Raw genomic sequence first — 11,821 nt, 5'->3', positions numbered from 1 at the left:
ACGGCTAGCTTACGGCTTTATTCGTACCGTGTCGAACGCGTGCGCCGATGGCCATGTCGCGGGCAGGGGAACGGCCCAGGGGCCGGCGCAAGCCCGTTATCGGCGTGAACGCGCCTTAGGCCTCGCGTACCGCGATGCGCGTGTCGCCGAGCAGCACGACCTGGCCCGCGCGGATCTTGCAGGTCTTGCGCAGCTCGACCGCGCCGTCGACTTTCACGGCGCCGGACGCGACGATCAGCTTCGCGGTGCCGCCGCTGTCCGCGAGGCCGGTGATCTTGAGAAGGTTGTGCAGCTCGACGTATTCGCCGGTCAGCGTGAAATCCAGATTGGGCATGACGAGGAAGGGGCGCGACGCGCGGGAGGAAACGCTCCGCATCATACGGCACCGCGGGCCGGCACGCGAGCGCGGGCCGCCGCCGCACGTTGTAAAGGACTGTGAGCGATTCGTCAGCAAATGAAACGGTGGGTAACAGTCTGAGAGATTCGCGAACCGGCCGCGCGGGCCGCGGGTCTTCTGTCGTGCCTGTCGCGTGTTGCGGCGGGGAAGCGACGGACCGCATCGCCGCGGTCGGCGCTCACAACTTCTCGAGGAGAATTGCCATGTCCAAGATTCGTACGATGCTGATCGGTGCCGCGCTGACGGCGTTCGCCACGTCGGCCGCATTCGCCCAGACGGGCACGACGGCGCAAGGCGCGGCCGGTGCCGGCATGCAGGCGCAGACGCCGGCGGCAGGCGTCGGTGCGGGCGTGCAGGGTGGTGCCGGCGCGAACGCGTCGGGCAATGCGGCGGGCGGGGCGACCGATGCGGTCGGCGCGGCAGCCGATGGCGCGAAGGATACGACGTCGTCGGCCGTTCATTCGACCAAGAAGCACACGAAGCATGCGGCGAAGTCGGCCAAGAGCCATGCGGGCTCGGCCAAGAAGAAGGCCGACGACGCGACCGAAGGCGGCGCCTCGGTCGGCGCGCAGGGCGGTGCATCGGCGCAGGGCGCCACGCAGTAAGCGGTGCCCGGCGCTCGTCGCGACGCGCGTGTTCGGACGGCGTGTCGCGACGGGCGAACCTCTGGCGGCCCGGTTCGCTTCGCGCGAATCGGGCCGTTTTCATGAGGCGATACGTGCGGCCGGACGCGCGCTTACGGCCGGCGCTGGCCTTGCCCCTGCCCCTGGGCCGGCCGCACCGCAGCCGGCGTGAATACGCTGCGCAGCCACGCGGCGAGGCGCGCGAAGACGTCGTATGGTTCCTCGACGAAGATTTCCGGCTTCAACAGCCGCAGGTATTCCATGATCTGCTGCGCTTCCTGCTTCTGGAACGAGCCGTGCGCGAGCCCGAGGCGCAGCAGCCCGCGCAGTTCGCCGAGCTTGTCGCGCGCGGTGCTGCCGACGCTCATCTCGCACGCGAGCTTGGCCTCGTAGATCCGCTGCCGCAGCGATTCCGCGAGCCGCCACGCAGGCGTCTGCATCAGTTCCTCGAGCGTCTGGATGTCCTGCGCCGCGCCCTTGATCTGCGCGGCGAGCGGGTCGATCAGCGACGCGTCGCCCTGCGCTTCGGCGACGATCGCCTTCGCCCAGTCGCGGCATGCCTTCGCGAGTTCGTCGGGCGTCCATTCGGAGCGCGACGCGAAGCCGAAGCCGAATTCGCCGGCCTGCCGCATCAGGATCGCGACGACGTCCGGAAATTCCTTGTCGAGCGTGCGCTTGGCCCACGCATACTGGCCGCCCTGCAGCATTCGCTGCACGGCGTGCTCGGTGAGCGGCACCATGTTGTCGAGCAGCTTGGCGCGCAGGAAATCCTCGAACGACGGCGTCGCGAATTGCGGGTCGAGTTTCAGCGACACGCGCACGAACGCGTCGTAGTCCTTGCGCAGGGACTCGAGCGTGTCGTCCTTGAGGGAAAGGGTGATCTGGCCCATGAATCGTCTCGATGGCGCCCCGCGCAAGCCGGCGCCGGCACGGCGCACCGGAACGGGCGCAGCGTCGACTGACCGATGCGCGCCGGGGCCGGTGGCGGTCTTCCTCTTCTATATCGGCGCACCGGAAGGAAACTTGAGCGCGCGTAATGGAGCGGGCGCTCAGGCGGGCGGCCAATGCGGCAGGACGACCCCTTGCCACAGGAAGAACACCGCGAGGCCGGCCGCGATCGTCACGAGCGGGCGGCGGGTCGCGGCCGACACGAGCACGGCCGCGAGCGCGCCGACGAGCTGCGGATTGCGCCAGGTCAGCTCGGCCGTGCCGCCGTGCGGCGAGACGGTCATCGGCACGATGATCGCGGTCAGCACGGTGACCGGTACGAAGCCGAGCGCGGTCCGCACGAGCGGCGGGAACGTCAGCCGCTCGCCGAACAGGAACAGCGTCGAGCGGATCGCGTACGTGATGACGGCCATGCCGAGGATCAACAGCGCGTAGCTCACGAGGCGGCCTCCGGGCGGGAGCGGGCGCGCGTGCGATCGTGCCGCAGCGTGAGCACGACGCCGATCGCGACGCCGGCGGCGACGGCGCCGAGCAGCCCGAGCTTGTACGGCCAGCCCTGCCAGAAGTACGCGAGCGTGCCGGCCGTGGCCGCCGCCGCGAAGTAGCGCAGCGTGCCGAGCTGCGGGACGACGATCGCGATGAAGGTCGCCGCCATCGCGAAATCGAGGCCCAGCGACTGCAGGCCGGGGAACGCCGTGCCGAAGCCGATGCCCGCGAGCGTCCAGACCTGCCAGTTCAGGTACATCGCGAGCCCGGAGCCGAAAAAGTAGTGGGGGCCGATCGTGCCGGGCGGATGGTGCCGGTAGTGCCCGTAGGCGACCGCGAACACCTCGTCGGTCGTCAACGCGCCGAGCGTCGCGCGCCAGCGCAGCGGCAGGTGCGCGACATAGGGCGCGAGCGTCGCGCTGTACAGCAGATGGCGCAGGTTCACGATCAGCGTCGTGGCGAGCACGACGGCGAAACCCGCGCTGCCGGCGATCAGGCCGAGCGCGATGAACTGCGCGGAGCCTGCGAATACGGCGAGCGACATCAGCGCGCCGTGCCAGGCGGCGAGCGGGCCGCTGCCGACGAGCGTACCGAAAATCACGCCGAACGGCGCCGCGCCGATCATCATCGGAATCGTGTCGCGCGCGCCGTCGAGCCATTCGTTGAGCGGGCGGCGCGGGGACGATGCGGGTGTCTTGTTCAAGAAACGCTCCTCCATGCGCTGGAGGATAGCGGGCCGGTGGCCGGCCGGCTTGTATGTTCTTGCGCTCGCCGGCGCGAGGCCGCTGCCGGTGCCCGAGTGCCGGCCGGCGCGGATCGCCGTGCGGCGCGGCCGACGACGGCGGGAAGCCGTGCGTCAGCTTGCCTGCCAGCGCCCGGGCGGCACGCCGAACATCCGTTTGAAATGCCGCGTGAAGTGGCTCTGGTCGACGAAACCGCTGGCCGCCGCGACATCGGCGACCGGCACGCCCGCGCGCAACGGCGCCAGCGCGCGCTGCAGCCGCAACTGGTTGCGCCACGCATGCGGCGGCATGCCGGTCGTGCGCGTGAACAGGCGTGCGGCATGAAACGGCGACAGGCCGACCGCCTGCGCGACGTCGTCGAGCGTCACCGTGGACGTCAGATCGGCGGCGAGCCGCTCGCGCATCGCGTCGACGCGCGGTTCGTCGGCCGCGAGCCGCGCCGGCTGCGGCCGCACGTCGGCATGGCGCGCGATCAGCGTCGACAGCGCATCGAGCATCGCGGTTTCGGCGGCGAGCGGATCGTAGAGGCGCGGCGCGTCGGTAGCTGGAGCGCCGGCCGCCGGATCGCCGGCCGCATGCGACGACAGCGCGCGCTCGCTGCCGGCTTCCAGCATCCGGTGCGCGCGCGTGAGCCGGGCCGCGAGATCGGCGTCGCGGATCACGTCGGGGGCAAACCAAGGCGCAGCCTGCGGACGGCCCGCGATGGCGCTCGCAAGTTCGCGGATGAATTCGACCGGCATGTAGCTGACGCGATAGCACCAGCCCTCGTCGGCGGCACGCGACCCCGTATGCACTTCGCCCGGATTGATCACGGGCACGGTGCCCGTTTCGGCGACATGGCCGGTGCCGCGATAGGTGAAGCGTTCCGCGCCTTCGAGAATCACGGGGATCGTGTACGCATCGTGCCAGTGGGGCGCGAACGCGTGATCGCGATAGGTGGCCGTGAGCAGATCCGCGTCCGGCACGAGCGGCGTGCGCCAGTAGCGTGCGGAATCGGGAAGGCGGGTGGCGGACATGATCGGGCGCGGGAGCGGTCGAACCGACAGTGTATCGCTCGCGCGCCCGTCGGATGCGGGCTTACTTGACCGGAATCGTCGTGCCGGCCGGCATCGGCACCGCGGTGACGGCGTTCTTCGGGCTGCCGCTGACGATACGGTCGCTGTAGGTCAGGTAGACGATCGTATTGCGTTTCTTGTCGACCACGCGCACGACGTGCAGCGTCTTGAAGATGAACGACATGCGTTCGCTGAATACGTCGGCCTGCTGCTTGAGCGGTTCCTTGAAGCTGATCGGGCCGACCTGCCGGCAGGCGATCGACGCTTCGCTCGGATCCTCGGCGACGCCGAGCGTGCCCTTGATCCCGCCGGTGCGCGCGCGCGACACGTAGCAGGTCACGCCGTTCACGACCGGATCGTCATAGGCCTCGACGACCACGCGATCGGAACCCGTGACGCGGAAATGGGTGTTGACGCTGCCGACTTCCTCCGCGTGCGCGAGCGGTGCGGCGGCGGCGGAGAGCAGGAGGGCGGCGGGGGCGAAACGCAGGAGGCGATGCTTCATCGACGGAACCGAGTGCGGATGCGGGACAGAGACTCTAGCATGCGCATGACCGGGCCACGAGAAGCCGGAAGATGGAACGGCGGCCGGAAAAACAAAAGGCCCGTCGAATGACGGGCCTTTCGCTGTTTGGCTCCCCGACCTGGGCTCGAACCAGGGACCTACGGATTAACAGTCCGGCGCTCTACCGACTGAGCTATCGGGGAATAAATCGGTACATCTGCGTGTTGTGTCGTCCAACAAAAAACCCGTCCACTTTCAACGGGCCTTTGTGTTTTTGGCTCCCCGACCTGGGCTCGAACCAGGGACCTACGGATTAACAGTCCGGCGCTCTACCGACTGAGCTATCGGGGAACAAACAACAACAGCAGAGAAACGAGATTGTATGGAGTGTTCGCTAACCTGTCAACACTTCAAAGCCGCGCCGCACGAAATTTTTTGCAGTCGCCGCCGTGTGATCAGCGCTCGAGCAGGTGCAGCTTGTCCTGCACGTCCTTCCACTCGTCCGCGTCGGCCGGCGCCGGCTTGGTCTTCGTGATCGACGGCCAGTTCTTCGCCAGCTCCGCGTTCAGCTCGGTGAACTGCTGCTGGTCGCCCGGAACGTCTTCTTCGGCATAGATCGCATTGGTCGGGCATTCGGCGACGCACACGGCGCAGTCGATGCACTCGTCCGGATCGATGGCGAGAAAGTTGGGACCTTCACGGAAGCAATCCACCGGGCACACATCCACGCAATCCGTGTATTTGCACTTGATGCAGCCTTCGGTCACAACGTGAGTCATCAAAACGCTCCTGCTTGGCGGTATATATGGGGTGGCGTTTGCGCCAAAAGCGGCATTGTAACTGAAGCGCCAAAACCGCATGACGAGCTCGGCTATCCGGCTTATATCGTTTCGTGATTAGTTTATGGGATGCGCGACACGCGTACCCGCACGCCACGCACGGGCGCGACGCGGCGGCGCGGTTTCACGATGGTCCGGCCCGCATTCGGGTAACATGGCCGGCAGACCGGGCGGCGCGCGGTGCGCCGGTGCCCTGTCACGATATTGGCGCTGCCGTCATCATGATCATCACTTCGCTGCTGGACACGGATCTCTACAAGTTCACGATGATGCAGGTCGTCCTGCATCACTTTCCCGCTGCAAACGTCGAATACCGGTTCCGCTGCCGCACGCCCGGCGTCGATCTCGTGCCGTACATCGACGAGATTCGCGACGAGGTGCGCGGCCTGTGCTCGCTGCGCTTTGCCGACGTCGAACTCGACTACCTGCGGCGGATGCGCTTCATCAAGAGCGACTTCGTCGACTTCCTCGCGCTGTTCCACCTGAACGAGAAGTACATTTCGATCACGCCGTCGCCGAAGGGCAACGGCGAGATCGACGTCGTGATCGAGGGGCCGTGGCTGCATACGATCCTGTTCGAGATTCCGGTGCTCGCGATCGTCAACGAAGTCTATTTCCGCAACACGCAACGCGAGCCGGACTATCGCGAGGGGCGCGAGCGGCTGCGCGAGAAGATCAAGCTGCTCGGCGCGAAGCCCGAGTTCGCCGACTGCAAGATCGCCGACTACGGCACGCGCCGGCGCTTCTCGAAGGTCTGGCACGAGGAAGTCGCGCTCACGCTGCGCGACGGGCTCGGCCCGCAGTTCGCGGGCACGAGCAACGTGCTGTACGCGATGAAGCACGACATCACGCCGCTCGGCACGATGGCGCACGAATACCTGCAGGCGTGCCAGGCGCTCGGGCCGCGGCTGCGCGATTCGCAGATCTACGGCTTCGAGATGTGGGCGAAGGAATATCGCGGCGACCTCGGGATCGCGCTGTCGGACGTCTACGGCATGGACGCGTTCCTGAACGACTTCGACATGTATTTCTGCAAGCTGTTCGACGGCGCGCGTCACGATTCGGGCGACCCGTTCGACTGGGGCGAGCGGATGCTGCGCCACTACGAGGCGAACCGCTGCGACCCGCGCACCAAGGTGCTCGTGTTCTCGGACGCGCTCGACATCCCGAAGGTCATGCAGCTGTACGAACGGTTCCGCGGCCGCTGCAAGCTTGCGTTCGGCGTCGGCACCAACCTCACCAACGATCTCGGCTACGTGCCGCTGCAGATCGTGATCAAGATGGTTCGCTGCAACGGCCAGCCGGTCGCGAAGCTGTCGGATTCGCCGGGCAAGAGCATGTGCGACGACAAGGCCTATCTCGCGTACCTGCGCCAGGTGTTCGGCATCGCGCAGCCGGTCGAGGAAGACACGTCGAAGTAGGCGTTGGCCGTTCGGCCGAAGGTGTGTCGCGGCAGGGGTGGCCGGTATAATCCGACGTATTGCACGCCAACGTCACGAGGACCGTTCATGGACACTTCCGCTGCCCGTCGCCAGATCCTCGCGCGCATTCGCGCGGCGCAGGGGCGCGCGGCCGAACCCGATGCAGCGGAGCGCGACGGCGTCGCCGACTATCTCGCCCGTCATCCGCAGGGTCCGCGCCCGCCGGCGCCGGCCGACCTCGTCGCCGCGTTCGTCGACGAAGCGGGGCGCCTGTCGACCACGGTCGACGAAGTCGCGACGCTGGCCGACGTGCCTGCCGCCGCCGCCCGCTATCTTGCCGCTCATGGTCTGCCGACGCAGGCCGTCGCATGGCGCACGCTGGCCGATCTCGACTGGGCCGGCGCCGGCCTGTCGGTCGAGTGCCGCAAGCCGCGCGACGGCGATCTCGTCGGCCTGACCGGCTGCTTCTGCGCAACCGCCGAAACGGGGTCGCTGGTGCTGCTGTCCGGCCCCGACACTTACGCATCGGCCGGCCTGCTGCCGGAAACCCACCTCGCGATCGTGCCGGCGTCGCGTATCGTCGCCGGTCATGAAGACGCGTTCGCGCTGATTCGCGCGGAGTGCGGCGAGCTGCCGCGCGCGGTCAATTTCGTGTCGGGCCCGTCGCGCACGGGCGACATCGAGCAAACGATCATTCTGGGCGCGCACGGCCCGTACCGCGTGCACGCGATCGTCGTACGGGGCGCATGACGCGCCCGCCCCATTCACAGTTTCGAACAAGGAAGTTCCGCATGAAACGACATGCCGCCTGGGCAGGCATGGTGTCGGGAATCGCGCTTGGCGCCGCTCCCGCGCTCGCATCGGCCGCCACGCTCGACGGTGCCACGTTATCCGCGCTCTGGGGCATCCCGTTCGCCGGGATCCTGCTGTCCATCGCGCTGTTCCCGCTCGTCGCCCCCGTGTTCTGGCATCACCACTTCGGCAAGATCGCGGCAGGCTGGGCGATCGTGTTCCTCGCGCCGTTCGCGGTCGCGTTCGGCGCGGGCGCCGCGTTCGGCACGCTCGTGCATGCGCTGCTCGAGGAATACATTCCGTTCATCGTGCTGCTCACCGCGCTCTATACGGTCGCGGGCGGCATCTGCGTGAACGGCAACCTGCACGGTTCGCCGAAGCTGAATACCGCGATCCTCGCGCTCGGCACGCTGCTCGCGAGCGTGATGGGCACGACGGGCGCCGCGATGCTGCTGATCCGGCCGCTGCTGCGCGCCAACGACAACCGCAAGCATGTCGTGCACGTCGTGATCTTCTTCATCTTCCTCGTCGCGAACGCGGGCGGCTCGCTGTCGCCGCTCGGCGATCCGCCGCTGTTCCTCGGCTTCCTGAACGGCGTGAGCTTCTTCTGGACGACCACCCATCTCGCACTGCCGATGCTGTTCATCTGCGTGGTGCTGCTGACGCTGTTCTTCGCGCTCGATACGTACTTCTACCGGAAGGGCGGCGAGGAGCGGCCGGCCGCGCTCGATCCGACGCCCGACGGCGCGGCGCTGTCGATCGACGGCAAGATCAACTTCGTGCTGCTCGCGGCCGTGATCGCGCTCGTGCTGATGAGCGGCGTGTGGAAGCCGGGCATCTCGTTCGACGTGTGGGGCACGCACGTCGCGCTGCAGAATCTCGTGCGCGACGTCGCGCTCGTGGTCGTGACGCTCGCGTCGCTCGCGCTGACGCCGCGTTCCGCGCGCGAGGGCAACGCGTTCAACTGGGCGCCGATCGAGGAAGTCGCGAAGCTGTTCGCGGGGATCTTCGTGACGATCGCGCCGGTGATCGTGATCCTGCGCGCGGGCGCCGACGGCGCGTTCGCGCAGATCGTCCATCTCGTCACCGGGCCCGACGGCAAGCCGGTCGACGCGATGTACTTCTGGGCGACGGGCATCCTGTCGTCGTTCCTCGACAACGCGCCGACCTACCTCGTGTTCTTCAACCTCGCCGGCGGCGATGCGCAGACGCTGATGACGGCCGGCGCGTCGACGCTCGCCGCGATTTCCGCCGGCGCGGTGTTCATGGGCGCGAACAGCTATATCGGCAACGCACCGAACTTCATGGTGAAGGCGATCGCCGAATCGCGCGGCGTGAAGATGCCGAGCTTCTTCGCGTACCTCGGCTGGGCGCTCGTCGTGCTGATACCGGTATTCCTGCTGACGTCGTGGCTTTTCTTCACGGCGTAAGCTGACGTTTTTCAACCCCGAGCGGGCGGCTCCGGCGGCGCATGGCGCGCCGCGATCCGTTCGCGGCATGCGGAGATGGCGATGCAGAAGATCCTGGTCGCGCGTCCGATCTTTCCGGACGTGATCGAACGGCTCAAGCAGTATTTCGACGTCGACTGGAACGACGGCGACGCGCTCGCGCCCGACGCGCTCGCCGCGCGCCTGGCCGACAAGGACGGCGCGCTGACGGCCGGCGATCCGGTCGGCGCGGCGACGCTCGCGGCGGCGCCGCGCCTGCGCGTCGTGGCGAACATGGCGGTCGGTTACAACAACTTCGACATGGCCGCATTCAACGCGGCGAACGTGCTCGGCACCAACACGCCCGACGTGCTGAACGAGTCGACCGCCGATTTCGGCTGGGCGCTGATGATGGCCGCCGCGCGCCGGATCGCCGAATCCGAACACTGGTTGCGCGCCGGTCATTGGCGGAAGTGGGCGTACGACGGCTTCCTCGGCACCGACATCCACGGCTCGACGCTCGGCGTGATCGGGATGGGGCGTATCGGCCAGGCGCTCGCGCGCCGCGCGCGCGGCTTCGGGATGCAGGTGATCTATCACAACCGGTCGCGCGTCGCGCCCGAGATCGAGGCCGAGCTGAATGCCGAATACGTGTCGAAGGATGTGCTGCTCGCGCGCGCCGATCATGTCGTGCTCGTGCTGCCGTACACGAAGGAGAACCATCACACGATCGGCGCGGCCGAACTCGCGAAGATGAAACCCACGGCGACGCTGACCAACATCGCGCGCGGCGGGATCGTCGACGACGCGGCGCTGGCCGCCGCGCTGCGCGACGGGACGATCGCCGCGGCCGGCCTCGACGTGTACGAGGGCGAGCCGAGCGTGCATCCGGCGCTGCTCGAGGTGCCGAACGTCGTGCTGACGCCGCATATCGCGAGCGCGACCGAAAAGACCCGCCGTGCGATGGCGAACCTCGCCGCCGACAACCTGATCGCCGCGCTCGGCGAGGGGCCGCGTGCGGGGCAGCCGCCGAATCCGATCAACCCCGACGTGATCGGGAAGCCGCGCGCATGACGATGACGTTGTTGTTGGCGGCGGTCGTCGTGCTGGCCGTCGCGCTCGCGGTGGCGATCGTCGCGCTCGTGCGCGGCGGCGGCCGCCACGACGATGCGGCCGTGCTCGGCGACCAGATCGAGGACGCCGCGCATGCGCAGGCGCGCGCGGTCGAGCGGCTCGAACGCGAATTGCGCGGCGAGATCGTCGAGAACGCACGCGGCTCGCGCACCGAGCTGGTCGGCAGCTTCGCCCAGTTGCAGCAGACGCTCGCCGCGCAACTGACGAGCGTGGCGACCGTGCAGAACAACCAGATCGAGAGGTTCGCGCAGCAGCTCGGCAAGCTCGTCGCCGGCAATGCGCAGCAGTTCGACGCGATGCGCGAGAGCGTGCAGCGCCAGGCCCAGCAGGCGCGCGAGGAACAGGCGGGCGCGCTGCGCGTGTTCGGCGACACGCTGAACCGGCAGCTCACGCAATTGACCGAGGCGAACGACCGCCGGATCGGCGAAGTGCGTGCGACGCTCGAACAGCGGCTGAAGGAAATCGAGACGAACAACGCGGCGAAGCTCGAGGAGATGCGCCGCACCGTCGACGAGAAACTGCACGCGACGCTCGAGCAGCGGCTCGGCGAATCGTTCAAGCTCGTGTCGGACCGGCTCGAACAGGTGCATCGCGGGCTCGGCGAGATGCAGACGCTCGCGGCCGGCGTCGGCGACCTGAAGAAGGTGCTGACCAACGTGAAGACGCGCGGCACCTGGGGCGAAGTGCAGCTCGAGGCGCTGCTCGAACAGATGCTGACGCCCGACCAGTACGCGAAGAACGTCGCGACGGTGCCGAAGAGCACCGAGCGCGTCGAATTCGCGATCCGGTTGCCGGGGCGCGACGCCGGCACGCGCGACGCGTCGCCGGTGTGGCTGCCGATCGACGCGAAATTTCCGCGCGAAGACTACGAGCGGTTGATCGACGCGCAGGAGCGCGCCGATGCGGTGGCCGTCGAGGAGGCGGCGCGTGCGCTCGAGGCGCGGGTGCGGATGGAGGCGCGCACGATCGCCGAGAAGTACGTCGCGCCGCCGCACACGACCGATTTCGCGCTGCTGTTCCTGCCGACCGAGGGGCTCTATGCGGAAATCCTGCGCCGCCCGGGGCTGACCGACCTGCTGCAGCGCGACTACCGCGTGACGGTTGCGGGGCCGACCACGCTCACCGCGCTGTTGAACAGCCTGCAGATGGGGTTCCGCACGCTCGCGATCGAGCAGCGCTCGAGCGAGGTCTGGCAGGTGCTCGGCGCGGTCAAGACCGAGTTCGGCAAGTTCGGCGACGTGCTCGCGCGCACGAAGGCGCAGCTCGAAACGGTCACGCGCTCGATCGAGTCCGCCGAGCAGCGCACGCGTGTGATGAGCCGCAAGCTGAAGCAGGTCGAGGCGCTGCCGGGCGACACGGCGGCCGGGCTGCTCGGCGCGGACGGGGCCGAAGGCGCCGACGCGGACGACGCGTGACGCACGTTGTCGGCCGCCGCCGGACGGAAAAAACGG

13 protein-coding genes and 2 tRNA genes are annotated in these 11,821 nt (G+C 68.1%); 6 read left to right on the top strand and 9 right to left on the bottom strand.

Annotated elements, in window-relative coordinates; all coding sequences use genetic code 11:
• Positions 1 to 115 precede the first annotated feature (115 nt).
• Entirely contained in the window at positions 116 to 334 is a 219-nt protein-coding gene (locus AC3IFE_RS18000; RefSeq protein WP_006486208.1) for an RNA-binding S4 domain-containing protein, read from the bottom strand.
• 266 nt (positions 335 to 600) lie between these two features.
• On the opposite strand from AC3IFE_RS18000, the gene AC3IFE_RS17995 reads away from it, so the two are divergent.
• Positions 601 to 1,002, top strand: a complete 402-nt coding sequence (locus AC3IFE_RS17995; protein ID WP_301739533.1) for a hypothetical protein — start codon at positions 601 to 603, stop codon at positions 1,000 to 1,002.
• Positions 1,003 to 1,133: 131 nt separating this feature from the next.
• On the opposite strand, the gene AC3IFE_RS17990 is transcribed toward AC3IFE_RS17995, so the two are convergent.
• The 8 genes from AC3IFE_RS17990 to fdxA all read right to left on the bottom strand — a co-directional run bounded on the left by AC3IFE_RS17990 (position 1,134) and on the right by fdxA (position 5,536).
• Positions 1,134 to 1,910, bottom strand: coding sequence for a DUF4088 family protein (locus AC3IFE_RS17990; protein ID WP_089466964.1), 777 nt, complete (start codon positions 1,908 to 1,910; stop codon positions 1,134 to 1,136).
• 159 nt (positions 1,911 to 2,069) lie between these two features.
• Positions 2,070 to 2,408: an AzlD domain-containing protein gene (locus AC3IFE_RS17985; RefSeq protein ID WP_059824226.1), complete on the bottom strand. Its 339-nt coding sequence runs from the start codon at positions 2,406 to 2,408 to the stop codon at positions 2,070 to 2,072.
• The gene (locus AC3IFE_RS17980; protein ID WP_089466966.1) at positions 2,405 to 3,172 is read right to left on the bottom strand and encodes an AzlC family ABC transporter permease; all 768 of its coding nucleotides are present in this window, start codon (positions 3,170 to 3,172) and stop codon (positions 2,405 to 2,407) included. The genes AC3IFE_RS17985 and AC3IFE_RS17980 overlap by 4 nt, the downstream gene beginning before the upstream one ends.
• Positions 3,173 to 3,310: 138 nt before the next feature.
• On the bottom strand, positions 3,311 to 4,213 hold the full coding sequence (locus AC3IFE_RS17975) for an AraC family ligand binding domain-containing protein (RefSeq protein ID WP_489191390.1): 903 nt from the start codon (positions 4,211 to 4,213) through the stop codon (positions 3,311 to 3,313).
• A gap of 61 nt (positions 4,214 to 4,274) precedes the next feature.
• Positions 4,275 to 4,757, bottom strand: coding sequence for a CreA family protein (locus AC3IFE_RS17970; protein WP_489191389.1), 483 nt, complete (start codon positions 4,755 to 4,757; stop codon positions 4,275 to 4,277).
• Positions 4,758 to 4,884: 127 nt separating this feature from the next.
• Positions 4,885 to 4,960 (bottom strand) — tRNA-Asn (locus AC3IFE_RS17965).
• Positions 4,961 to 5,032: 72 nt separating this feature from the next.
• Positions 5,033 to 5,108 (bottom strand) — tRNA-Asn (locus AC3IFE_RS17960).
• Between the two features lie 104 nt (positions 5,109 to 5,212).
• A complete protein-coding gene (gene fdxA, locus AC3IFE_RS17955) occupies positions 5,213 to 5,536 on the bottom strand; it encodes a ferredoxin FdxA (RefSeq protein WP_011544919.1) in 324 nt (107 codons plus the stop codon).
• Between the two features lie 281 nt (positions 5,537 to 5,817).
• Between fdxA and pncB the strand changes: the two genes are divergently transcribed.
• The 5 genes from pncB to AC3IFE_RS17930 all read left to right on the top strand — a co-directional run bounded on the left by pncB (position 5,818) and on the right by AC3IFE_RS17930 (position 11,785).
• Complete coding sequence (gene pncB / locus AC3IFE_RS17950) at positions 5,818 to 7,017, top strand: nicotinate phosphoribosyltransferase (protein WP_089466968.1); 1,200 nt, start codon at positions 5,818 to 5,820, stop codon at positions 7,015 to 7,017.
• 87 nt (positions 7,018 to 7,104) lie between these two features.
• Positions 7,105 to 7,767: a LutC/YkgG family protein gene (locus AC3IFE_RS17945; RefSeq protein WP_489191388.1), complete on the top strand. Its 663-nt coding sequence runs from the start codon at positions 7,105 to 7,107 to the stop codon at positions 7,765 to 7,767.
• Positions 7,768 to 7,808: 41 nt separating this feature from the next.
• Positions 7,809 to 9,239: a sodium:proton antiporter gene (locus tag AC3IFE_RS17940; protein WP_489191387.1), complete on the top strand. Its 1,431-nt coding sequence runs from the start codon at positions 7,809 to 7,811 to the stop codon at positions 9,237 to 9,239.
• Between the two features lie 81 nt (positions 9,240 to 9,320).
• A complete protein-coding gene (locus AC3IFE_RS17935) occupies positions 9,321 to 10,310 on the top strand; it encodes a 2-hydroxyacid dehydrogenase (RefSeq protein WP_089467912.1) in 990 nt (329 codons plus the stop codon).
• Positions 10,307 to 11,785 (top strand): DNA recombination protein RmuC, encoded by a 1,479-nt coding sequence (locus tag AC3IFE_RS17930; protein WP_489191385.1) that lies wholly within the window; start codon positions 10,307 to 10,309, stop codon positions 11,783 to 11,785. Before AC3IFE_RS17935 ends, AC3IFE_RS17930 begins: the two co-directional genes overlap by 4 nt.
• Positions 11,786 to 11,821: the final 36 nt, after the last annotated feature.

It is taken from the genome of Burkholderia sp. APQ4-4ca (assembly GCF_057837105.1).
The sequence above is the reverse complement of the archived record's forward strand: the minus strand, read 5'-3'. Positions and strand labels throughout refer to the sequence as shown.

Coding starts and splice junctions, on each gene's coding strand:
- AC3IFE_RS18000 (WP_006486208.1), bottom strand. CDS start 334: ATGCCCAATCTGGATTTCACGCTGACCGGCGAATACGTCGAGCTGCAC.
- AC3IFE_RS17995 (WP_301739533.1), top strand. CDS start 601: ATGTCCAAGATTCGTACGATGCTGATCGGTGCCGCGCTGACGGCGTTC.
- AC3IFE_RS17990 (WP_089466964.1), bottom strand. CDS start 1,910: ATGGGCCAGATCACCCTTTCCCTCAAGGACGACACGCTCGAGTCCCTG.
- AC3IFE_RS17980 (WP_089466966.1), bottom strand. CDS start 3,172: ATGGAGGAGCGTTTCTTGAACAAGACACCCGCATCGTCCCCGCGCCGC.
- AC3IFE_RS17975 (WP_489191390.1), bottom strand. CDS start 4,213: ATGTCCGCCACCCGCCTTCCCGATTCCGCACGCTACTGGCGCACGCCG.
- AC3IFE_RS17970 (WP_489191389.1), bottom strand. CDS start 4,757: ATGAAGCATCGCCTCCTGCGTTTCGCCCCCGCCGCCCTCCTGCTCTCC.
- fdxA (WP_011544919.1), bottom strand. CDS start 5,536: ATGACTCACGTTGTGACCGAAGGCTGCATCAAGTGCAAATACACGGAT.
- pncB (WP_089466968.1), top strand. CDS start 5,818: ATGATCATCACTTCGCTGCTGGACACGGATCTCTACAAGTTCACGATG.
- AC3IFE_RS17945 (WP_489191388.1), top strand. CDS start 7,105: ATGGACACTTCCGCTGCCCGTCGCCAGATCCTCGCGCGCATTCGCGCG.
- AC3IFE_RS17940 (WP_489191387.1), top strand. CDS start 7,809: ATGAAACGACATGCCGCCTGGGCAGGCATGGTGTCGGGAATCGCGCTT.
- AC3IFE_RS17935 (WP_089467912.1), top strand. CDS start 9,321: ATGCAGAAGATCCTGGTCGCGCGTCCGATCTTTCCGGACGTGATCGAA.
- AC3IFE_RS17930 (WP_489191385.1), top strand. CDS start 10,307: ATGACGATGACGTTGTTGTTGGCGGCGGTCGTCGTGCTGGCCGTCGCG.